This window comes from Ahrensia sp. 13_GOM-1096m, from assembly GCF_000620605.1.
In the GTDB taxonomy this organism is placed as follows: Bacteria; Pseudomonadota; Alphaproteobacteria; order Rhizobiales; family Rhizobiaceae; genus Ahrensia; species Ahrensia kielensis.
Map to the genome: position 1 here is coordinate 276,901 of NZ_JIAX01000010.1, position 23,978 is coordinate 300,878.

Genomic DNA, 23,978 nt, shown 5'->3' on the forward strand with positions numbered 1-23,978 from the left:
CTTGCGATTGCCGATTGATGCGTTGACACCGGCTGCTACCACGGCTTTGCAATTTATAAAAGACCCTTGCGTCGCTTTAACAAAAGTTTGCCCTCTAATTTTAAGAGAGCAAACCGATTGTGGGCTTTTAGTTGTACCAGCCACCCATTTTAGTTTCGATTTCACCTTCAAGCAGTTCTGCGAATTCTGCAGGATCTTGAGTGCCATTGTCACGGCCGCGATAATGATATGGATAAACATATGTCGGTTTGAATTCAGAAACAGCAGAGGCTGCTGCTTTCACATCCATAGTGAATGGCAGGTTCATACACACAAATGCTAGGTCGATATTTTCAAGCGCACGCATTTCTGGCGTGTCTTCGGTGTCGCCGGAAATATAGATCGTAAAACCATCAAATCCGAGTACATAACCATTGTCTCGCCCTTTTGGGTGAAATTGAAGCCGCTCTTCAGTCGTATTATAGGCTGGTATCGCAGAAATTTTGAGACCGTTAAACTCTGTATCCTCGCCATTTGCGATTGCAGATGCTTTTGATTTCAAATCATCAGGCAACATAGCCAGCACAGCAGGATTGGTAATCAATTTCGTTTTGTCGGTCGCCAACGCGCCAAGTGTTTCAGCATTATAATGATCGCCATGTTCATGAGTAATCAAAATCAAATCTGGCGATGGAAAATCAGCATAGGCTGAAGCATCATCAACGGCATCGACATAGATTGTGCCGACTGGTGTTTCCATAACGAAAGATGCGTGCGCAACGGGATGAACGATAATATCGCCAGCGTTCGATTTAAACACATCGCTTGCATGGCCAGCTGCACGGGCAGCATAGGGCAAAAATGTCACCGCCGCTGTCATTGCAGCGCTACGGTGAATGAATTGACGTCTTGAAATGGACATGAAGAGCTCCCTTTGGTGTTGAGCTTGATGATATGGCGCAGCTCTTTGAAAAGACAACGCGACCCAGTTCAACTCTTCGAGAGCTTATCGCTTTATATTTTAAGACTCTTGCGGTTTCGCCTTAAAATCTTTTGCCAATAGATAGAGCTCAACACTTTCAGACCGGCTCGATGGCGGCTTAATATGGGCAACGGTTTTGAAGTTCGCTTTCAGCAAATCAAGCAGCGCTTTCTCGGTGCCGCCCTGAAAGGTTTTTGCCAAGAAATGTCCGCCCGGCTTTAACACTTTAATTGCAAAGTCTGCGGCCACTTCAACAAGATACATTGTGCGCATATGATCGGTATTTCTGTGCCCAACTGTTGGCGCGGCCATATCAGACAATACGATATCAGGTGCAGCGCCGAGCGCTTCTATCAGCGCGTCTGGTGCATCATCATCCAAAAAGTCTTTTTGAAAAACGTGGACACCTGGCATTTGGTCCATTTCAAGAAAATCGATAGCGACAATAGATTTATTCTCATCTGAAGAGCCGCATCTATTAACCGCCACTTGGCACCAACCACCCGGCGCGGCACCCAGATCGATAATCTTAGAGCCTTTTTTCAAAATCTTATGTTTGTCGTCAATCTCGATCAGCTTATAGGCCGCACGAGAGCGCATGCCTTCTGCTTTGGCGCGTTGAACATAAGGGTCATTCAATTGGCGCTCAATCCAACGGCGTGACGAAGGTTTAAGCTTCTGTCCTCTTTTGACATGAGCATTGATAGACCGACCGCTAATTGACGCCGCACGGCGCTCGCTTCCAGACTTCTTTTTCATCGGTTTGGCCCTTGCCTATTCTTTGATTTCCAATTGCGGTTATAACCCCGATTGCGTCTGCGCCAAGCGCCATCTGAAGCCATCATCTCGGTCAATATACCTTCGCGCAGCCCACGATCCGCAACGCGCAAGCGCTCTGAAGGCCAAGCTTTGCGAATTGCTTCTAAAATTGCACAGCCCGCCAAGACCAAATCTGCGCGGTCCGAACCTATACAAGCATTGGCCGAACGTTCCGCAAAAGTCCAATTGAGAAGTTTATGATTAATCGCATCTACTTGGTTCGATGACATCCACAATCCATCAACACGGCGGCGATCATAGCGCGGTAAATCAAGATGAATACCCGCCAAAGTGGTTACAGTTCCTGATGTGCCAATAAGGTGGAAATCGTCATCAATAACACTTCTTGCGCCAAATGAGCTACTTGCCATGAGATCGGCATCACCATGCTCATGGAGCAGGTTCAATGCATAGTCGACCATATCATCAAACTTGGCGTGGGTGACATTTTCACCGCCAAATTTTTCCGCCATCGTGACCACGCCAACGGGCAGCGATGTCCACGCACGAATATGATTGGCAAGGCGGCCACCACGGTGATTTTCAGCGTTGACCAGTGCTATCTCAGAAGAACCGCCACCAATATCAAACAGGATAATAGATTTTGCGCTTCGGTCAACCAGCGATGAACAACCCGATACGGCCAGTCGCGCTTCCGTTTCCCGGTCCACAACTTCCAGCTTTAAGCCCGTTTCCTGTTCGACGCGCAAAAGAAAATCACCGCCATTGACCGCAGATCGGCAAGCCTCCGTTGCGATCAATCGCGCCTTTTGAATTGGCCGTGCATAAAGCTTGTCGCGGCAGACCTTTAAAGCTTCAATCGCTCTGTCCATTGCTGCATCAGACAAACGGCCCGTTGCGCCAAATCCCTCGCCCAAGCGTACAATGCGCGAAAATGCATCAATCACGCGAAAACTGCCCGGCTTGGTTGGAACAGCAATCAACAAGCGGCAATTATTCGTGCCCAGATCAAGTGCCGCATAAGCGTCATTTGAATGATGGACGATAGGGCGCGCTGCGTTTGGATGTGCTTTACCGTTATGAAGGTCAGCTGCCCCATTACCAAGCTTTGCACCACCAATGCTTGCTCCACTTTCAACGGCACCATTGGATGATTGCGAAGGTTGATGACCTACGTTGGCGCCACCACGTCTTCTGCGACGTTTGCGTCTCCGCTTCTTTGACTTTTGTCCGTCAGACACGTCACTGCCGGTATCTGGCAAGTTAGAGGAAGGCCTCTCATTGAGAGAACGCACCTCTTTTGCCTGCCCCGAGCCATCTGCAGAAGAGGCCACTTGGCTCTTACCTGCAACAGCTTCGGGACGCCGAGCTTGTCGATCAGCACTGAAATTTTCAGATACTGATCCCGATGACGAGGCTGACATATCGGGGATAGACCCCGATTTGCCAGTATTAGTCACGTTCATACCTCTCACGCGGTGCAGCCATAGGCGCAACACACGTTTAATGTTCAAGTTGATAAGAGGGTAACAGCCATGGCGTGAATCGCCAATATGAAATTTACAAATAAGATATTTGCATTTCGATATTAAGATGACTATATCACGCGGCGCTGAGTATCTGATTACTCATGCTCTTGGGGAATAGGTTAACGGTAGACCCGCAGACTCTGACTCTGTTAGTCCTGGTTCGAATCCAGGTTCCCCAGCCAGCTCAAACTTCCCTTTTATATAACGTATTGTTTTTAAAAGATTTTCACTCTCACTGAGAATCTTTTGTGTCACACGAAATTCTGCTTGTTACACAGATATGTAGCACAAAGCTGTAGCACAGCTTTGTGCTCGGAATGAGCACTCGAATGACGAATAATCTAATAAGACGTGGAAAAACATACTATTGGCGCGCCAGAATTCCATCATCTCTTGCAACCTTCAGCAATTGCACTCACCTTTGTCTTTCCCTCAAAACTCAAGATCTGCAACAGGCTGAATGCCTCGCACGAAGACTGAATTTGAAAAGAGATGAAATGAGCTTATTTGCGCCAGAAAAACTGATAACTAAAAATGACCTGACAACTATCTTTAAAGTTGAACGCGAACGCTACGATGAAAAAATCGGAAGAATAGCAACGTGTGCGAGGTTAAATGTTCAGGCGCACAATCCTGAAGAACTAGAAGCAGACCACGATAATGGCTGGGCTTATATGGTCGCGGCTGTTTTTGGTCATAAAGTAAGCACTAATTTTTCACCTGATTGCCACGTTGGTAAGTATCTGATGCGCAGTGGTGTGCCTAAATCCCGAATAAAAGGGATCAACATGTGTTACGGACTAATTCATCAAAGGTTCTCCTACCAACCCAGTATAGACCGCATTGCGAATCCTATTATTCAGAGGCTCGGAGTGGAGCTAACCGCACTGAACCAACAAGCTATCCTGACAGAAATATTCAAAGCGCGTGCGCAAACCTTATTAGATTATGAAAAGCGCTGGCCAGCGATAGACCCAGCTATCTTAGAAGACACTCATAGCGATTTAGGCAATGAGACAAATCCAGCGATCAATACAACAATTGATGACATGCTAAAAAGTGCTTTAGCCACCGCTGAGCCAGCCAATGCCGACATAACCAATGGTATCGAGCCTCAAACACCAATCATTCAGCAGCATTTTGAGCAAACACATGCTTCTCATGATAGCACTGCCTATCAAAATACGCCGCTACCTGATGGTTTGACAGACATCTCAACATCCGATTTCGATCATTATCTAGACGATCTGTGTGAAATAAAAGATGCAGACGGCCAATGGGATGCGAAAACCAAGCAACAAGCACGTCAAACCATCAAACTCTTCCGCGCCATATTGGATGAAGCTGAAGTCACGCACACATCTGAAATTAGACAAAAACACGTAAAAGATTTTTCACAATTTCTGCGCCAAATACATAAGGACTATGGCCGTAGCATTCGAAGCGATCAGCCATATCCAACACCGGCGCAATTACGGTCAAGAGCCGCATATTTAAAGAAACAGGGCGCGAAAACAGGACTGAGCGCACCTACGATCAGACGGCATTTCGTCTATGTTCAAGCTTTTGAAAAGCATTTGCGATCAGCAGGTGTTCGTGTGATCAAATTTGATTATGACGGCTTGCTTCCCCCGAAGAAAAGTAAATCCCAACAAAATGCAGCTTCGCCAAAACCTGAACTCGATAAACTCGAAGGTGTATTTAAGCTTCCACCCTTCACTGGATGTAAGAGTGAGTTAAAGCAGTCATATCCAGGTAATGAAGTTTATCATACAGGTGTCTACTGGTGCATGCTCGCGCTTGTTTATACAGCGTGTAGAAGGGGTGAAATCGCACAATTAGATGTCAAAGACATCGAAGAGATTGATGGCATTCCGATTATTCATTTTAGAAACTCTGAAACGAAGCGCGTTAAGAACATTTCGTCTATCCGCAAGATACCGGTTCCGCGTGAAATGCTCCGACTTGGTTTCTTGGATTATGTAAGCAAGATTAAAAAACTGGGGTACGAAAAGCTATTTCCAGATTTATTTCACGCTCACATAAAGAACGACCCAGGCGAGCGAATATACCACATTTTAGACAAGTCACGAAAAGCATATAACGCTGAACATACAGCTGAGCTTATTAGTTGGGATCGCATGCTGCATGCAATTCGTCACGGGATAAATACTGCTTTGTATCGTGCTGGTGTCAGCTCTGAAGACCGCAGAACGCTGATGGGGCAAACAGGTGCATCCACGAATGAGATTGTTTACACCGGCTCGGCCACACCTCAGCAAATTCGCGATGTGATGGATAAGCTACCCATTATTACAGCTCACTTGAAAGCAAGACCCATTAACTTGCTTCCGTGGATCGCCGAAAAACGAATAGCACCTTGGGGCCGAATACCGGCGCTTAAGAAACTTAACTGAGTAATTATGACAAGTATTTTGCGCTGAGGATCTACCGATGGCAGTTGGAAGAAGACGCTACCAGCAGACTGCTTGGCAAGCAAAACGTGATGCTCAAAAAAGAGATACGGGCACACCCAGCACCACAGTAATACAGCAAGCGCTCTATAAAACTCATCGTCAGTTTATCGATGTAGCGCTTGAACGACAGTGGGTAAATACTGCCCGGTCTTATTGTGTAATTATAGACAAAATTCGAGACGACTTGCTGAATCAGCGCAAGCGAAATCCTGACAGCCAGGATGATCCTGACGTTGATAAGGAGATCCCGCGTTGGGCCACGCACCAGATTGAGAACCACTTGAATCGCGCTTTTAGATACAAAGAACTGAAAGCTTTGAGCAAACAAACGAAAGACAGCTAAACTGATGGCGCAAACTGTCTAATAAGCTCAGGGTGATGGGGTAAGAAGATAAGATCAAAAATACCAACTTGTAGCGATAGAAGCCCACATTGGGTGAAATGGGCATTTAGGCTTAGACAGTCTTCCGTCGCTTTCGACCCAAATTAACCAATAGGCAGCTATAGCAGTGTTACTATGTAGTATCCGCATGATGGACGTTGGCTTCCGCACTCAAAAACCCTATAAAGCAGCAGTAAACCAGCGAGGCATACAGATGGAACGTGAACCCAATATTGTCAGTTCGAGCGCCTCTCAGCGCACTATTGTGGATGGGGTGCCGTTCAAAGTGGATATCTACAAACTGGAAGGTGGCGATGGCTGGACGCTGGAAGTTGTGAGCGCAGATGGAACATCTACTGTCTGGGATGATCTCTTTGACGACGACCAAACAGCACTTGCAGTGGCACTTAAAACCATTCGCACTGAAGGTGCCGTTGCATTTGCGAATGGTGGGTCAAACGTCATTCCATTCAAGCATTCGGTGAAGTAAGATCGGCCCTTAACGGACATCGGTGTTCATTGCAGCAAAGGTCTGTTTAGAGCCCTCTTTGACCGATGTTGCAGGATGCTGGAATGTCTGTTTTGGCAACACAGCAAAACATTTTACATGAGTTCGTGAGTTTTGAACGGCATTTGTTGCGGCGTAAAATCTGCATGATCTCAGCCCTGCAAAAATGTAACGTCTATTGAACGCAAACACCCTTGGCGAAGCACACTATGATACATTTAGTTCGTCGTTACCCCAGATAGATCTGGCCGGATGGATACTTCACGCGTGGAACACTGCGGGTTGCCAGAAAAAAACCGATGGCTAGCGGGCCGACACGGCCAAGAAACATTACAAAAATAAGGACTGCGCGGCCGAATCCGTCCAGTTCACCTGTCGCACCGCGAGAAAGGCCGACAGTGCCAAAAGCCGATGTCACCTCGAACGCCAAATCCATGAAGTCACCATCATGGCTGATCGAGACGATAAAAATGCCTGTCAGCACGAGCAACATGGAGATTGTGGTGAGCGCCATGACCTTCATGACCTCATCTAGACCGATTGACCGACCGAACGCATGAAGAGTTGTTCGCCTGCGGAAGAAAGCCAAAGTCGCCAGCAGAAGAACTGCAAGCGTGGTCACCTTGATTCCGCCAGCGGTAGACGTACTCCCGCCCCCCACGACCATCAAGGTCATCGTCAGTAAGGTTGAGCTGTCGTGCATACCACCCGTGTTGATCGTATTGAAACCGGCTGTGCGAGGTGTCACACCCTGAAACCAGCTGGCCCAGAGCTTTTCGGCAGTGGTGAGCTTGCCGAGCGTGTCGGGGTTGGACCATTCCAGCAGGCCAAATGCGATGCTGCCCCAGAGGATCAAGATAATCGTGCCCACCAGCATTAGTTTTGTATGCAGGGTAAGCCGCGTCCAGTTTCGTTTCTGATAAATATCGCCCAGCACGATGAAACCGATACCTCCAAAAATGAACAGCAGCGGGATCACGATGTTGATAACCCAGTTGCCAACCCATTGTGATAGACTGTCCGGATGCAGCGCAAAACCCGCGTTGTTGAAGGCAGAGACCGAATGGAACACCGCTTGCCATATGCCATTCCATCCGTATTGCGGGACGAATACGAAAGCGAGGAAGATTGCGCCCATGGTTTGGCAGATTAACGCGATGATAAGAATGATGCGCACCAAAACTGTGAGATTAGACAAGGAAGTCTGGTTCACCTCCTCCCGCAAAACCATGCGCTGCGGCATACCAACCTGAATACCCAATGCGCCCAGAACTAGCACGGCAGTTGTCATTAACCCTAGGCCACCGAGCTGTATGAGGATCGCTATGACAGCCTGACCAAATCCAGTAAAGGCCGATCCGGTATCAGCGAGCACCAACCCTGTCACTGTCACAGCAGAGGTTGATGTGAAAATCGCTTCACTGAAGCCTATGTCACCTGTGTGTGAAACTGGCAGCCACAGTAGCAGCCCGCCAAGGAAGATGAAAACGATATAAACCAACACCAAAATAGCGGGTGGTGACAGGCTAATGGACCTGTCGAACCGCAATTTACGCATGAAGCGGCGCAGCGGTTTCACAGGCTACTGGCGAAATCGCGCAGGTTCTTGCGCTGGCCTAAAAGCAGGAGAAGATCAGCACGCTCAAGCACGCAATCGCTGCCATCCTGACCCAGAAATTCGGTTCCCCGCATCACGCCGATGCAGCGCAGATCAAAGCCGGATGTATGTTTCAGATCCGATAGAGATTTGCCTTCAAGACTTTCGGGGATCCGGAAATTTACTACATGGTAGCCATTGCCCAGACTGACGTATTCCCGCACGAGCGGATTGTGCAGAACTTGTGCAATATGCTGCCCGACCTCGACTTCTGGATGCACGACGCGATCCACGCCAAGTTTGCTTAGGATGCGGTGGTGCGTCTTGGTGGTTGCCTTTGCCCAGACAACAGGCACTCCGATCAGCTTGAGATTGATTGCAGCGAGAATGCTGGCTTCAAGATCAGAGCCCATCGCGACCAGACCAATTGCGCAATCTGCCAACCCAGCTTCACGCAAAGCAGCATCGTCGCGGGCGTCCACAATCATAGCCTGCGAGAGATTTTCCGCATACTTGGTAACTCTCGCCTCGTTGATATCGATGCCGATCACATGGTTGCCAAAACGTTGCAACTCGGTCGCAACTGTGCTTCCGAAGTTTCCAAGACCAATGACACCAAATGTGCGGTTGTTGTGCTTTGCCATGATATTATTATTCGAACTGCCCATCTGGTTTCGTCATGTGGATGAGGCCCCACCTACTGTGCGTCATTTGAAAACGCAAATGATACGTTTTTTTTCATAACTTGCTCGTTCCAAAATACAAGGTTTATTCAACACTTCTCTGAACCGGACTTTGGTGCACTCGCAGCGGAAGTCCGGAAAGTCCGCAAAGCAGACCTCCATGCATTACGCAGCGAATGACCGCTTCCCGCCCATTGTGTCGATCTACACGAGCGGCCCATTGATGCCGTTCGCGATGCCGCAGCATGGCCCGCCAAAGAAGACGTTCACATTAACTGCGAACTGTCTTTAACCTCTCCAGTCCTCTATGTAGAGTTGGTTCTCATTGGAAAGTTCAATAACCTTGTGTTCTTTCAAGATAGTTTCAGCTTTTGTTCCGTATTTGTGTATCTCATCAATCGCAATAAATGTCTGGCGGTTAAACGAAACATATAGTTCTATAAGATGGGCCACTGCCTCGTTCTCAATGTTCTTAAAAAGCACAGAGTCATGGATTACAAAGGGAAGAGCGGTTGTTTGTAGAATTGCCAGATCCAGCAGAACTAAGTTGGAATATGCTTTCCCGGTCCCTGTATCCTCAACAGCCGAGAAACTGTAGTTATTGTTACTGATTTCCAACTTTGGGCTTGTTCTATGCTCATCATAGACAACATCGACCAGCTTTCGTATTTTGTTGTTTATAATATTTGAGATATGGGCCGAGATCGAATTCCTGACTTCGGCCAGTCGTAATTTATCATCGCGCAGATTTTCAGTTACTTCTTTTTCAGTTTCAAAATAGTCGATCTTTCTCATCGCGTTACTGCGTCGAACAGCGAGGTCGTGGACCCTGTCTACAATAACAGTAGGTTGATCGATTTTTCCGAGCGTTTCTCTAATCTCCAGATCGACTGTATCTAATGCACCTTCCAACTCGTAGAGAGTCGTGGTTAGTTCTTTTTCGCTGGCCTTAAGCTCGTCTCTGAGGATGCTCGCAATCTTTGAATGAAAGTGTTCGATCTCACCAAACCTATCGAGATCAGATTCGGGAAAGAACTTTTCGAGATTCTTAAAAGCTTTACTTTTTATATAATTGTTTTTGTTCAGATCTCTGGTCACCCTCGAAAGATTGATGGAAGCTTTATCTCTTTCTCCTATTAGCGCATCTCTGGTTTCCTTTAGTTCAAAGACCCTACGATTTACAATTTCGCCGATGCTGACAGCATATTTGGCAAGATTGTTTTTGATCTCTTTTATTTCGGTATCGATCTCGGACAACGATTCCAGACTGTCCTTGTATTCTCTCTTCGTGCTTTTGGGTATTAGGTTTTGCTTATAAGCGCTTGTGACCGTTTTTTTCTTTTCAGCCAGCGCCTTTACTGAATCTGACAAAGCGTCAATGTCATCATACTCTTTGTAGAGCTTGATTAGGCTGTCAATCCGATTAGCGGATGTTTCCTTTATATGTGAATGCAGCGGTTGTTTTACATCTAGATTGTCTTTGCCCCATATTCGAGAAAACAGCGAGGTAATAGCTCTAAATGTTAACTTCACGTCGTCCAAAGAGTAGGCAGACTTTAAGAAGGCTCTATAATCCTCAATTGATATAGGGGTCTCTTCTTTGGAACCCGCACCAAGCTGGTGAACTAGGTCGGGGGTGTCCGTGTTTCGGACAAAGTGAACATCCTTAGCTTCAAACTTAAAGCGGAAATGGTAATCATGGTGCCCTAGCACTTTGGGCACATCGCTGTTGTGTTGAAGAAAACTGTCCCCGCCGAAAGCGAAGTCTAGAACCATCAGAAGATTGGACTTACCGATAGAGTTAGTTGCGGCATGATCACCTAGCACTACGTTTAAACCTGGATGAAACTTTATGGTTTTGGTTTTAAACTTCTCACAGTGAATTTCAGTCAACATAAGTAAGCATCCCCGTACTTTCGTTGAAGTCGATCTTGCCGAGTGCAAAGAGTGTGTCCAAGGCTAATATAAAGTCCGACACGTTCGGAAAGAATTTTTCTGTTTCTGAACGCAATTGGCCAACTGTCACTTGGGTGCCAACTTCCATGAGTAGTTTTGTCGATTTTCCTAATATTGAGTTATCGATGGAGGTAAATTTGTCAGGGCAGATCATTCGAAAACCTCGCAATTTTGGATAAAGAAGGAGGTGATGATTTCTGCAGCATCATTAGATTCTGCCTTTGTTTTGGCATTGAGCCATTTTACAATGTTGTCGAATGCCGCCTGCTGGCCAACACCATTTCCTTTTTGAATGAGGTAAAAACCCTTAATTTGATTAGAAATTATTTCGGAGGTGCAGTCACCTGCCTTGTCTAACAACACCAATTTTTCTCGAATGAACGTGTAATAGGCGGTCACGTTATTTTTGATTTTTCTTCGCGTAGGTTTGGAAATAGTATCGTTGAGTTTCTCGTCGACCTTCATGGAATTAAAGGTAATTTCCGCTTCAATGCCTTCGTCCGCATCGGCATAAATGGCACTCACAATCTCTAATATGCTTTCCTTGATAGGATTTGTCTTCCATAGCTCCTCTTGGCTGCTTCGTTCAATTGCCTTCTTTTTTATTGCAACAAGTTCCTGATAACCCTCAACTGTCCTTGGTTTGTCGAACTTAGTATGGCAAGTCGTGCAAAGCGGAATGAGGTTGTCCTCATCATTAACGTCTAATCCAAGACGCTCTTCCTTTTCCAAAAGACTTTCTTCATTAGAAGTAGGATTTAATGGGTAAATGTGAGCGATCTCGTAATTCTTGAACGACCTTGTGCCTGTTTTGTAAAATAGCGGCTCCGCGTCCAATGGGCACACACGATTAACTTGTGAAATAAGAGCAAGCTCTTGCGCGGGGGAAAGCTTTTTTCTTTCGTTTGACAATATTTGTACCGCCTAAAATAGTCATTTGGCCTAGCATAAATTTTTTTTCAACTTCACTAATAATCATTTTTCATCAAAGTCACATACCAGATTTTTAAAAGAGGTTACTTCGATAGTGTTTCCGGCGTAAGAGTTGTTGCAGTCGAGCATTGAACGCCGAGCCAGTATTTGCGCTTTGACGAAGATAATATCGAATGCAAGTTGGCTGTAAATATCCGGCGAAACCAATAAACATTCCAAAGTCAGCTATCGAGTTTATTACATCGCTAATGCATCCGCAGCGAATGTCGGCTTCCCGCCCATATTGCCATTCAATGGAACCGCGCTTTTAGACACAAAGAACTGAAAGCTTTGAGCAAACAAACGATGACAAATTTGAGCGATTTCTGTCGCCGACGTGTCTAATTCGAAGGCAATTGTTTGGTGAGCTTGACTGCAATATTTACCGTCGCGTCCGAGCCATACTCAGCGAACTCATCGCATAAACAGAACACGACCTGTCATTTAACGGTGGCAAATATGCCAATGTTGAGCACGAACGAGCTAGGCAGGTCGTCTTTGTTTGGAGGCGATAAATTACTTATTGGCTGCCGTATTTATCAACGCTGACGGGTCGCCTGATATCGCATTCTAAGAAAATACAGTTTTTGCCTGCTGATTTTTCGCTTTTAGCGCGAACGCCCCCGTTACTGTATCAAAAAATAACACAAGACCTTCACTTTGTAACACAAGACCTTCAAATTTTAAAAAGCAGCTCTATTCGTGCAAAACCCCCATGAAAATTTGCAAAATAACGAGCAAGGAAACGAGGGCGGAAAAAACTAGTAAAACATGTTTCCTTTTTGGCCTTGCTGTCAACACTGGCAAAATAGCAGCTCTAAAGCCTTATATACTGGGGCGTTGTCAAAAAAACTGTAACACAAGACCAGCATTCAGTAACACTTTACCTTCATTTAGTAACACAAGACCTTCATTTAGTAACACAAGACCTTCATTTAGTAACATCGGTCGTGCAATTTTCTGGTCCAGTATACTGGACCTAAATTCAGATGTTCATTTGCATAGAAGCCTTAACGCGGCTTCTTAGCGATTGAGCCCAGCTTTTGGCACTAAAACAGCGCTTTTTTTTTGCGAAGATAAGAGGGCTATCCTCTCTTATGCCAGGCCGCCAACGAAGCCTTCGGTTTCAGCTTCCATCGTAAGAGCGAGGCGAACACGGCCTCTGCATCCCCGTTTATAACAAACCAATTGTGCCTCTGCTTCATCCAGATAAGCAAACTCAAGTCCGGGGCGTTGTGCCAACTCCTGCGGGTCCTCATAACGCGTATGACCGCATATACGGCAGGTGACCTCTAATTGCTCACCCTCGCCTATATCGGTCAGTTGGATTTCTGTGCGCCAGTTCACCAAAAATCCTCCGCACGCGGTATTCTTGTGAAACTGATTTTGCCGCCAAGATGCCCACCCTTTGGCGGGGTCCATGGCCCGAGCGTGACGATTGAACCGCTATACTTTGCATTGAGATGGTCAATCGCATGAGAAACCTGTTCCCACTTTTGACGCTCTGGATCATCATTTAAAAGAATGTCTGTCTGGCGCTGCCCAGCAAGCTTTAAATCTCCAAACGTGACGCCCACACGAATGATCCGGCTTGATCGTGGCACAGATGCTTCCAGTCGCGCCCACACGGCTTTGAGGCCATCTATGCAGGCTTTGTCGTCATGAACACCTGATAACGCAATAGAGGTGCCAAATGAGCGTTCACGCATACCGCACCACAAATGCAGCTTGTGAGAATAGTAACCAGCTTTGCGCATACGACGCGCCGCCTTGATCAGTAACATTCGGGCTATCTGAAACGCTTCCGGTATTGAACGCTGGTCAGGTGGCAATACACGGCCATGGCCAAACATACCGCGCTCAGACTTTTGTGCTTGGAGTGCATATCCGTTGAGAACATACCAAAGCCGCTCACCTGTCACGCTATTCCATATTTTGCGCATATGCTTTGGTGACAAAGCCAATAATCGCTGCATGTCATAAACGCCAATCTTATTGAGGCGTCTTTGCATATTTTCCCCGATGCCTGGAATGTCATCAAAGGGTAACGGAAACAGAACTTCAGGAACCAGATCAGGTGTCCATATTGTCGTTCCATTTGGTTTGTCCTGCTTGCATGCAATTTTAGCCAATTGCCGATTAGCAGCAAAACCAATTGAGCAGGTGATATGCGGGCCAACATAGCGCTCAATTCTATTATGTATTTTGTCAGCCAAGTCATGAGGGTTCTTGATCTGAGAAGTATCAAGCCGGCATGTAAGCTCATCAATAGACTTCACAGCATCTATCGGAATAATAGTGTTGATCTCTGCTAAAAGCGTATTGTGCGCGCGCCGGTATAAATCAGGCGTCTGCGGCACCAATATAAGGTCAGGACAGGCCTTAAGCGCATCAGGCACCTTCATCACATTGTGACAGCCTTTCGCCTTTGCTTCTTTGGAGCACGCGATAACAACGGTATGCTGTGTTCCTTCAAACGGAACGATACCAATCGGCTTACCACGCAGAGCTGGTCGTGCTTGCTGTTCAACTGACGCAAAGAACCCATCAAAGTCTAAATACAGCGTTTCGATCGTTGTTGGTTTGCGCATTATTCGATTCCCATAAAGAGAACAAAATAGGAACTTAATCTCATGCGAGTCAATTGATTTTAGGAATTATATCCTCTTATTATCCACACTTGACGCTAAAAAAATATGGCCTCATAGTTTTAAGGCACAGTCCTTTATCGCAGGAGATAGCCATGTCCGGATACGATAAGCAAAAAGACTATGGTGGCCCTACCCCGACATGGTGGGGGTCCGCACTATTAATAATGGCAATAATTGCATCAGCGACACTGGCGATGATGTATGCTGGTGTTTAAGAATGGCAGCAGCTAATTGTTACACCAAACACGCGGTTTGTGAGGCCATTTAACGGCCAGACGCTCGGCCAACAATATATCACCTGCCATCCGACCGTTTCGTAGCTTAATGCTCACAAGGTCGCGCTTCATGCCGCCTTTTTCGCCATGCCATATAATCGTATAACCACCTGACATGAGCTGCTTGAGACGAGCTGTTGCTCTTGCAGCAATTGCTGGTTCCCTCGCACATTCTGCATGGCCTGCATATTCTGGCGTGTCCCAACCTTTGGCGCGCCATTTAACGCCCTTTTCCCAACCTGTATCGCCATCCACTAAACAGGTGACTTTTCGTGCTGCACGATCACCACCTTTGCAAAGTTCAATTGCAGAGGCCGAAGTGGATAGAATTATGCCGCTTAGGATTACGGCGCTTAGAATCGGTGTTTTCATAAAGATGATAAATACGTGCGGACACTTATTGGGTCCAGACTAAATCTATGGCCGCCAATGTCATATCAGTCGGGCAAATTGCGAACTTCACACATGTTTAAAGACACTTCACACACAAATGGAGTGGAAGTTGTGGTGAAATACTTTTTGCGATTTTTAGCGAGTATTTTTCGGCTTCATTTATCGAGCCAAGACAACCTCCTAACCGACGATAATTATTAGATAATTCTTCCTGGAAAAGAAGAAATTTGTGCGTTCAATAGGTTTAACTTCACACGGTATTTTTGTAACTTCACACAGTTTGGACGCCAAAAGTGTGGTGAAATAAAAAAACGACATAAAATGCGCGTGAAAAGACCAAAATTGAGCGTTTTTACGCATATTTGGGGGCTATTTCGCTACTTTATCGAACCTCTAACACCACCGTAAACCATTGTTATTACGTCTCAAAATGGAAATATTGACAATTTACATGTAACTTCACACACTTTGACAGGCAAATGTGTGGTGAAATCATAAAAACATGTGTGAAGTTAATTGGACCCAGATTCAGCTGCTCGATTTTTCAATCAAAGCAGCCGCTTTTAGGCGCAACGCCCTCACCACTAATTTTGCGGTAGAATTACCCGCTAAAAACCACAATAAATCGTAATCTTGGCAATGCTTATGTGAATTTCCTCTCAAGCTTGGCGCATCTCTTGTTCGCGAATATCAATGAGGCGTTCGACATAGCGCTTCAGATTGCGGATAGATCCCTTAGTCTTGCGCATGGTAGTTTTGCCTGTGTTTATGCTGAGCCAATGTGCTTGGATGATATTCAGCTCTACAATGCTGAGCGGTGTTGCCCAACGGCTATCGTAGCCTCGGCTCTTGTATTCAGCTTTCAAAATATTGCTTGCAATGATCGGCATATGCTCTGCTGATGGTTCTGAGCATTTGAGAACTTTTAAACGATTGAGCAATGGCGATGTAATTGAAGCCACGTCATTGGCTGTAAATATCCAATTGATGCAGCCATAATTAATGGGCGCCTCAAAATACTTATCAACTGTGCTTGATGCGGTGGATGGCTCTAACATTGATAATAAATTTGCTCGGATATCACCGTTACGGGTTGAGCCGCCTGCCTTATCAAGCTCATCAAGAATGATGATTGGGTTTGCCACACGGCCATCCATTATAGCTTGGAAATGAAGGCCTGGTGCAGAGCTGTGCCATTTGCGTGATGAACCTAGCAACATGGCATCAGTTGAACCACCGATATCGGCGCAGACATGATGTGTTTGCAGCTCTTGTGCTAATCGCCGTACAAAGGTGCTTTTGCCGCTGCCAGGCTTGCCTAATAAAAGTATCGGCGGCATGCGAACACTGTTTTGTGCCCTCATGGTGTTAAGTATTGCATCAATGACATTTTCAAAATGCGGAAACTCAGCCATCAAATGGCTGCGTACGGTTACTAGATCCGGCTTTTTGGTAAGCGGTAACCATGCACCAATCAGCGGTTTGATTTGTTCGAATGTGCTTTGAGCATCGCTGCCTCCTATAGATGCCGGTGCGTTGGGCATAATGATCGCTACCTCATGGCCATCGGACAACCTAAAGGACTGTGTGATGTCTATTCCTGCAATAGGGCTACAGTCAGTTTCCACTTGGAAACTATCGATGCTGCTTGCCTCGCCTGTACCCTTTTGAGCTTTCGCTGCAGCCTCTTCTTGCCTCCCCGCTTTGACAGCGATCTGAGACAATATGTTTCGGACATTAGAGCTGGGTGATAGTAGCGGCATAGTGTTTGACATGGATGCAATCTCGACCTGCTCATAAAGAAGGTCAGCCAGTGTTTCATAGCGATGTGGATCCACGGGCAGGTTCAATAAGGTGTCAGTTTCTTCACCGCTGCTGCTCTTGGTGTTTAGCCGATTGATATCCTCAATACTGGCATCGCCCTGCCCATTTTCGTCATCCCTGTAATGGTCGAAAATGGCGTCTTCTTCGTCCGCATTTGTATCCGCGTCTGGATGAAGGTCAGGCTCTCTTGGTTGCGCGTCAGGCATCAATCTGACAATGGGGTCTTGAACCTCTACGGCGGCAACTTCATTAACGAGCCTGTTCAGATCATAGCCTTCGTTAATCAGCTGCGTGCGTACTGCGTCAGCAATATCATCAAACAGACAGCTGCCTGCAACATCCACCAGTGAGCTGCGGGCTCGTTCCGGTCTATACAGACCAAAGGTAACCCAAGTCTCGCGCTCAAAACCATCAAATATGTTTGCAACCTCACTATCCAGCAGATGTAATAATAATCGTGCCATGGCTATTTTGTTGGCATGATGGGGAGCCTTGCTGCCAATAACGTCGCCGTAGCGCCCATCAATATCGGTGACGGATAGTTCCTGAAGATAAGTTGTTGCTGTCTGATCATCCGCACGCACACGGTCGATCGCCATCAAGATCAATTCCTTTGCACGCGTTTCATAAATCATGGGAACAAGCAGGCGATCTGCCAGATCCAATATCCAACGTTCACCGCGTGAAGCAGCTTTGCTCCAAAGATGTCTGATACCCGACGCAGCAAGTGCGCTGTCACTCCCCCAACGTTTTGTATCGGCTTCCGGCATGCCATTGAGAAGCATGGCAGCCTTATTCCAATCTGCACTGCTAACGCTCGGATGAACCTCATCTGCGTTACACAGCATAACGACCAGATCTGAGACCATGGCGAGAGGATCACCGGCATCGAGCTTGATATTTAGGTCTGTGGCATTCCACGCAGCTCGCCCATCCATCACAGCAAGCGTCTGGTGCTGAACTCTGGTCTTTAAACTGGCATCAGAACCGGCAGCCCAATTGCTTTGCTCGCTGAGCCAATCATCCAAACGATAGGTTCTAAAATCTATTCTCGTTCCATTCGGCATCTCATGAAAAGGTGCGCCAATGGCTGGCACGTTAAAATGCTTCAAGCGTTTGCGTGGCTGCGACAGCATTAATTTAGACGCGTCTTCGGAAAGAATTTTATCTGATCGCGTATCGCCTGAAGCGGTCGCTTCGCTGTCAACATTGATGGCCAAATTGCTGTCAACATTAGTACCTTCGCTCGATATGGCACTATCAGGCTGTTTAATGGCTTTTTGAGCGCCCTCTTCACACAGTGTGCTGTCAACACTCGCCTCTTTCGATCTGCTGTCAACACTGGCACTTTTATCAAGGTCACTCATAGCGCACTCCTTGCGGATACGGACGGCTGCCTGCATTTTATCGTTGCCCTATATGATAGGTGATCGTCAGCGCTTACTGCTGCTGCTTCATTCTGATGAATAGACATCGTGCTTCTCCATCTGCCTGCGCTTAAGCGACAGGCAGTGATTATTCATGATTGGGATTGGTAGGCCTGCGCTTATGCGCAGGCTCAACTAATGGGCTTTCGCAGCGATAAACTTCTGGCGCGCGACCGCTGGGCTGAATTGAAAGTTAGCAATCCGCAGAGCTGGCTCGTTGATGTTGATCTCAGAGTCATAATCCATCAGGTCAGCCTGAATGGCTTCTTCTGGCATAGGAAAACCAAAATCATCCGCATCATGCTTGCTTAGTTCTGCATTCTCGCCTGCGGAGCGAGAGCCAGACGCTTTACGCACGGCCATTGAGCAAGCACTAAACTCTTTGTTGAATACGGCCATATGGCGGATGATCTCATAGCCAAAATAATGATCCAGATCACAGCCATTGATTTTCAAACTATCAGCATAGCCAGATTGCGCATATAGATCGATCACACGAACGTCTTCAGTGAGGCTACCAAACTTATGCGCGCTCATTGCCCAACTGTGTAATGAACTTAATGACGCTTTGAGTTTCTTCTCAAGATGCGCTTTTGATGATGAATCTGAATTACCCGTCCCACGCTTACAATCAAACGCGCCGATATAGCCTGAGACAGGATCAATCACGACGAGATCAGCACGGTAGATCTCTTTGATCGTGTCTGTTTCAGGCATATTTACTTTTCGCAGTGCATCGATGTCATTGCATGACGCCATACGACAGGCGGTCAGCATCAAAGGTATCGGTGCTTCACGAATAACTTTTAGACCATGGAACGTTAGAACGGCCGTCAGTGCGACTGGCAATGCCATTCCATGTTGGCGCTGTAGTTTAGCACCAAGCGATATGAGCGTATTGTCTGAACCAAGGACTGGATCGAGCGATAAGCCGGTTACTTTTGTTTTTGTAACGGCTTTCTGCGCCATAGCGCGCAGCTTTTTATGCAGTTCAGCCTCGGCTTTTGTAACTGCTCCTGTCGCCTGAGTGGCTGTGTTTGCTGCAGTTTCAACAGCAGCAACACTGGCATCGCCAGTAAATGAAGCTGATGAGTTATATTCCTGTGCATCGAACAAAGTATCGATCACATTATGGGATTCTGTAAACATGATATGCGCCTTTAAAAAAGGCAGCCAGTTTCATTCAATCATCGCACATGCGAGCTGTACCCGCCTTCCCCGACACAAGCCCTGCCAAACAAGGACCGAGCATTCTGGGAAAAGACGATAACGCACACCTACCAGCGCATAAGCGCCAGCAGCCATGATCAAAAGAATGGCCGCGATTAGATTGAGAAGTTGGATGAAATGGATGCAGGTCCGTTTGCGCGTAAAGCACGGCAACAGGACGCATAATGATCCAAAATTCCAGAACGCATATTTTTATGATTTAGGGATTCACGAATGATCCCAAATTGAGTAGAGCTGTTCATAGCCTCTATCCTTATCGTACAAGGTTGTGAGGTCAGGCTTCGGTTGAGTGTACCACCACTCGGCTGAAGCCGACTTAACTGCACAATTGCAGCACCAATCAGTATCTCCCACCAAAATATTTTAGCAAGCGCGATCGGCCGACACGGTTAATTTGTCTGAATAAAAAATACTAAAGTTTTAATAGACCACCAACGGCAAACTTAAGACTTGGTAACAAGATCTAGCTACTTGGTGCTCGTCTAATCAAAAATGAGTTTAAACGTAAGAATGCGATGATACCTAGGTCTATGCGCGAGTTTTAATGTTAAAATCGACTATGATGAGTGCGCTACTTGCAGATGGAATTTCTCAGCCAAGCTTTTGTTAAAACCTACGAGCAACTTCTTTTCGACTGACTGAGCTTCCGTTAATCCGGCGAGCCATTCTACATTTAAAGCCTGCAAATCTTGCCATCTAATACTAGCCTTATGTGTATTCCGAATTGTAGAAACCACATCATTATCAAGCAACTTTGTGCAGCTTGGTGAATTCCGCCTTGCAACCTCAAATATTTCTTTCTCAATGAGCGCGTCCCAATCCAATTCCATCTCTTTGTCAGATATGAAGAGAAGACAATGTCGTGTCCCTGCCGGTGACATCGACATTTCTTGCAATCTTTTGAACAGCAGACCATATTTCAATAGCTGATCGATATTTTTCCTGCCACCAAGTTTCAATTCGCAGGCGACTACTTGATTATGTTCGCGATCATAACAGAGGTTGTCCATCTGCATATCAGGCATCGTCGAGGTCTGAAATCGCCCCCCATTCCCATGAGTTGTCCAGCAACCGTCAAATTGTAGTCCAAGTGCCTTTGTGAAAAAAGAATTTATGTAAGCATCAGAAGCTAATGACATAAAGATATCGAACTCTTTATTCAGATAGTCTTCTGAAAAATATCTAGCTCTCCGGAGGCATTCATAAGGCTTTGCGATTAAGGATTGAGGAGTTTCATATGGCTCGAATGCCTCACTTGCATTTACTTCATCAGCCAATCGTTTCTTAACAAACGCGACCTTGTCAGCCATTGTTAAGGCGGCGATTTCTGGTACGTCTACCCAATTCAAAATGCGTTGCCAATATACCGTTTTTGATACACCAAGTACCGATGCAGTATACCAAGCTATATGCTCGTAAATATTTGAAACACCTTCAGTCCATGGAATTTCATCACCCAAGCTCTCCATGCGTCCAAAATATCTGATGTAGGCATTTTCCTTGGCCATATGAGACTCCAACGATTGCAGTTGGTAGAATTATAATGAGAAGAAATTAAATTAGTTTTGCGGCTTTGCCGTCAAAAACGATAATTAACAATATTCCAACTCTCGATAACATTCACTTATCACGACTTACTACGACCATCGATCAACATTTGCATCAGCCAATAATGTCGCTCACTGATTGCAAATATCACGATAACTAATTTAGCTGAGCAAAGTGCATGGTGGAATTAAACTGCAAGCTATGCCAATGATCGCTGGAGGACAAAGGGACGCGTTCGTTGACTAACAAAGAAGCCACAGCAAGAATAAAAATCAACCGACTTTTAGAAGATGCCGGTTGGCGTTTTTTTGACGATGAGTTTGGGTCGGCCAATATAGTTTTGGAGCCAAATGTCAAAATAACTGAGAACGACTTAAGCAATCTCGGTGAAGATCTAGAAAAAACTGTGAATGGGTTCGTAGATTTTTTACTCTTAGATCACGACGGTAAACCACTAGTCGTTTTGGAAGCGAAATCAGAAACTAAAAACCCGCTATCTGCCAAAGAACAAGCTCGACGCTATGCCCGGTCTCAAAACGCGCGGTTTGTAATACTCAGCAACGGAAATATCCACTACTTCTGGGATCTGCGGCAGGGAAGCCCAACTGTTATCTCCGCCTTTCCAGCACCTGACCAAATTGGGAACCATTACCAATTTGAACCTGATGTGAACCGTCTCGCTAATGAGCAAGTGTCCGACGATTATATAACTCTGACACAAATGCCCGGTTATGCTCAGGACGCCGCATGGAAAGCAGAAAACGAACGTGCCAACTTCATTGAAAAGAACAAGTTGCGATTTTTGCGAGAGTACCAATTGGGCGCAATAAGAAGTGTTCAAGATGCTGCAAAACTTGGTTCCACACGGTTTTTGTTTGAGATGGCAACAGGAACGGGGAAAACTCTCACCTCTGCGGCCTTAATCAAGTTATTTTTAAAGACACGAAACGCGAAGCGGGTTTTGTTCTTAGTTGATCGCCTAGAGTTGGAAATCCAAGCGGACAAGGCATTCAAAGCCTACCTCAAAAACGATTTCACCACAGTGATTTATAAAGAACAGCGAGACGATTGGCGAAAGGCCGATATTGTTGTCACCACCGTTCAATCTCTATTGTTCAACGACAAGTATCGTCATCAATTTTCCCCAACCGATTTTGATTTAGTTATTTCTGATGAAGCCCATCGCTCAATCGGGGGGAATGCGCGTGCGGTATTTGAGTACTTCATCGGTTATAAACTCGGTCTCACGGCAACGCCAAAAGACTATCTAAAAGGAAGCAAGGCGACGGGAATTAAACGCGATCCCAGAGAAACTGAGCGTAGAATGATGCTTGATACTTATCGCATCTTTGGTTGCGTATCTGGAGATCCGACATTCCGCTATTCACTTATTGATGGCGTAAAAGACGGGTTTCTAATTAATCCATATGTCATTGATGCTCGGACTGGTGTCACTACACAGCTCTTGTCTGACGAAGGCTTTGTGGTTGAAACAACTGACGATAACGGCAATGAAATCAGTGAGGCATTTGCTGGACGAGATTTTGAAAAAAAGTTCTTCGCTGAACATACTAATATCACGCTATGTAAAACGCTTTTGGAGAATGGGTTGCGTGATCCAATTTCGCGTGAATTTGGTAAGACAATTGCGTTCGCAGTCAGCCAAAATCATGCCGCTAAGATAACCCAAATTTTAAACCAAATGGCCGACCAACTTTGGCCGCATAAATACAATTCTGACTTCGCTATGCAAGTCACAAGTGACGTTTCTGATGCTCAGCGAATGACTGTGAATTTCGTGAATAATAATCTTGGTGGGCGTAACGATTTCTTGGAAAACTATCGGACTTGCAAAACTAGAGTTTGCGTGACAGTGGGAATGATGACCACCGGCTATGACTGCCCAGACTTATTGAACATAGCGCTTATGCGCCCGATTTTTTCACCCTCGGATTTCGTACAAGTTAAGGGACGAGGGACGCGGAAACATAACTTTGTTGAAGAGATGTTTGATCCAGCCCAGAAGCACGCGCTTGGGGATGTTCAGAAGGATGTTTTCCGCTTGTTCGACTTTTTCGCAAGTTGCGAGTTCTTCGAGAAAAAATTTAATTACGATGAACAACTAAAGGTACCTTCTGTTTCAATGCCTGCGGCGATTACCGGCGGTGGAAATGAGGGAGGTAGCGTATATGTTGTGGGTCCGGGCTCATATGAACACTTCGACCCTGACGAGATTGTCTCGCAAACTGAAACGCAGATCGGTTTAGATGGCATGCGGATTGACCGCGAACTATTCCAAAAGTTCGAGGAGGCCGCTCGTAGTGATATTATGCTTAGCAACTTAGTTGAGGCACACAATTGGGAAGCAGCTACCCGCCATGTAATCGAGGAAATCTTCAACAAGCCTGCCGAGTTCTACAACCTTGAAAAGCTACGCCGCGCCGCCGGAGTTGATCGCAGAATTTCAGTCCGGGAATTAATCGAAAAGGCATTTGGTTTTATCCCAAAATTCAGAAGTAAGTCCGAGCTAATCGAAGATGAGTTTCAAAAATTTTTGTCAGACCAACAGCCTGAAGAAGGAGAAAAAATCCGTGAAATGCGCTATTTCTTTGAGGCGTACATATGTGAAGCACATGTTCGCACTAAAATAGACGATGGAATGTTTGCAGATCTCAATGTTAATCCCACCTTTACAACACGAGACCTTAAAGATGTGCCGTCTGCGTGGCGAAAACGAATTCCCGAATATATAAAAGACTATGTGTCTTTGAACCCATTTCTATAG

At 46.0% G+C, this 23,978-nt stretch carries 19 protein-coding genes and 1 tRNA gene; 6 read left to right on the forward strand and 14 right to left on the reverse strand.

Annotated elements, in window-relative coordinates:
- Positions 1-127 precede the first annotated feature (127 nt).
- The 3 genes from N530_RS0107540 to N530_RS17630 form a co-directional block, all read right to left on the reverse strand.
- Entirely contained in the window at positions 128-901 is a 774-nt protein-coding gene (locus tag N530_RS0107540; protein WP_026480204.1) for an MBL fold metallo-hydrolase, read from the reverse strand.
- A gap of 99 nt (positions 902-1,000) precedes the next feature.
- Positions 1,001-1,720: an RlmE family RNA methyltransferase gene (locus N530_RS0107545; RefSeq protein WP_018689462.1), complete on the reverse strand. Its 720-nt coding sequence runs from the start codon at positions 1,718-1,720 to the stop codon at positions 1,001-1,003.
- Positions 1,717-3,207 carry a Ppx/GppA phosphatase family protein gene (locus N530_RS17630; protein ID WP_211097867.1) on the reverse strand — a complete coding sequence of 497 codons (1,491 nt, stop codon included), beginning with the start codon at positions 3,205-3,207 and terminating at the stop codon, positions 1,717-1,719. Before N530_RS17630 ends, N530_RS0107545 begins: the two co-directional genes overlap by 4 nt.
- Before the next feature lie 171 nt (positions 3,208-3,378).
- On the opposite strand from N530_RS17630, the gene N530_RS0107555 reads away from it, so the two are divergent.
- From N530_RS0107555 to N530_RS0107570, 4 genes are all read left to right on the forward strand, one after another.
- Positions 3,379-3,452: transfer RNA gene (locus N530_RS0107555), tRNA-Gln, on the forward strand.
- 147 nt (positions 3,453-3,599) lie between these two features.
- Positions 3,600-5,687, forward strand: coding sequence for a DUF6538 domain-containing protein (locus N530_RS0107560; protein WP_162150943.1), 2,088 nt, complete (start codon positions 3,600-3,602; stop codon positions 5,685-5,687).
- Between the two features lie 37 nt (positions 5,688-5,724).
- Positions 5,725-6,090 (forward strand): hypothetical protein, encoded by a 366-nt coding sequence (locus N530_RS0107565; protein WP_026480206.1) that lies wholly within the window; start codon positions 5,725-5,727, stop codon positions 6,088-6,090.
- A gap of 187 nt (positions 6,091-6,277) precedes the next feature.
- Complete coding sequence (locus tag N530_RS0107570) at positions 6,278-6,619, forward strand: hypothetical protein (protein ID WP_247869173.1); 342 nt, start codon at positions 6,278-6,280, stop codon at positions 6,617-6,619.
- 247 nt (positions 6,620-6,866) lie between these two features.
- Here N530_RS0107570 and N530_RS0107575 read toward each other — a convergent pair whose 3' ends face one another.
- From N530_RS0107575 to N530_RS0107610, 7 genes are all read right to left on the reverse strand, one after another.
- Entirely contained in the window at positions 6,867-8,216 is a 1,350-nt protein-coding gene (locus N530_RS0107575) for a TrkH family potassium uptake protein (RefSeq protein ID WP_247869174.1), read from the reverse strand.
- Positions 8,213-8,878 (reverse strand): TrkA family potassium uptake protein, encoded by a 666-nt coding sequence (locus tag N530_RS0107580; RefSeq protein WP_026480209.1) that lies wholly within the window; start codon positions 8,876-8,878, stop codon positions 8,213-8,215. The genes N530_RS0107575 and N530_RS0107580 overlap by 4 nt, the downstream gene beginning before the upstream one ends.
- Positions 8,879-9,205: 327 nt before the next feature.
- Complete coding sequence (locus N530_RS0107590; protein ID WP_026480210.1) at positions 9,206-10,813, reverse strand: DUF2326 domain-containing protein; 1,608 nt, start codon at positions 10,811-10,813, stop codon at positions 9,206-9,208.
- Entirely contained in the window at positions 10,803-11,027 is a 225-nt protein-coding gene (locus tag N530_RS0107595) for an ABC-three component system middle component 7 (protein ID WP_026480211.1), read from the reverse strand. The genes N530_RS0107590 and N530_RS0107595 overlap by 11 nt, the downstream gene beginning before the upstream one ends.
- Positions 11,024-11,785 carry an ABC-three component system protein gene (locus tag N530_RS0107600; RefSeq protein ID WP_026480212.1) on the reverse strand — a complete coding sequence of 254 codons (762 nt, stop codon included), beginning with the start codon at positions 11,783-11,785 and terminating at the stop codon, positions 11,024-11,026. The genes N530_RS0107595 and N530_RS0107600 overlap by 4 nt, the downstream gene beginning before the upstream one ends.
- 1,155 nt (positions 11,786-12,940) lie before the next feature.
- Positions 12,941-13,192: a hypothetical protein gene (locus N530_RS0107605; RefSeq protein WP_026480213.1), complete on the reverse strand. Its 252-nt coding sequence runs from the start codon at positions 13,190-13,192 to the stop codon at positions 12,941-12,943.
- Complete coding sequence (locus N530_RS0107610) at positions 13,189-14,436, reverse strand: type VI secretion protein ImpB (protein ID WP_026480214.1); 1,248 nt, start codon at positions 14,434-14,436, stop codon at positions 13,189-13,191. Before N530_RS0107610 ends, N530_RS0107605 begins: the two co-directional genes overlap by 4 nt.
- A 152-nt stretch (positions 14,437-14,588) precedes the next feature.
- Between N530_RS0107610 and N530_RS19395 the strand changes: the two genes are divergently transcribed.
- Entirely contained in the window at positions 14,589-14,711 is a 123-nt protein-coding gene (locus N530_RS19395; RefSeq protein ID WP_256374313.1) for a hypothetical protein, read from the forward strand.
- A 12-nt stretch (positions 14,712-14,723) separates the two neighbouring features.
- Here N530_RS19395 and N530_RS17635 read toward each other — a convergent pair whose 3' ends face one another.
- The 4 genes from N530_RS17635 to N530_RS0107635 all read right to left on the reverse strand — a co-directional run bounded on the left by N530_RS17635 (position 14,724) and on the right by N530_RS0107635 (position 21,153).
- Positions 14,724-15,143 (reverse strand): hypothetical protein, encoded by a 420-nt coding sequence (locus N530_RS17635; RefSeq protein ID WP_051540817.1) that lies wholly within the window; start codon positions 15,141-15,143, stop codon positions 14,724-14,726.
- Positions 15,144-15,823: 680 nt separating this feature from the next.
- Positions 15,824-18,355 carry an AAA family ATPase gene (locus N530_RS0107625; RefSeq protein WP_026480215.1) on the reverse strand — a complete coding sequence of 844 codons (2,532 nt, stop codon included), beginning with the start codon at positions 18,353-18,355 and terminating at the stop codon, positions 15,824-15,826.
- Positions 18,356-18,550: 195 nt separating this feature from the next.
- The gene (locus N530_RS0107630) at positions 18,551-19,564 is read right to left on the reverse strand and encodes a hypothetical protein (protein ID WP_026480216.1); all 1,014 of its coding nucleotides are present in this window, start codon (positions 19,562-19,564) and stop codon (positions 18,551-18,553) included.
- A 638-nt stretch (positions 19,565-20,202) separates the two neighbouring features.
- Positions 20,203-21,153 carry a hypothetical protein gene (locus N530_RS0107635; protein ID WP_026480217.1) on the reverse strand — a complete coding sequence of 317 codons (951 nt, stop codon included), beginning with the start codon at positions 21,151-21,153 and terminating at the stop codon, positions 20,203-20,205.
- A 278-nt stretch (positions 21,154-21,431) separates the two neighbouring features.
- Between N530_RS0107635 and N530_RS0107640 the strand changes: the two genes are divergently transcribed.
- The gene (locus tag N530_RS0107640) at positions 21,432-23,978 is read left to right on the forward strand and encodes a DEAD/DEAH box helicase family protein (RefSeq protein WP_026480218.1); all 2,547 of its coding nucleotides are present in this window, start codon (positions 21,432-21,434) and stop codon (positions 23,976-23,978) included.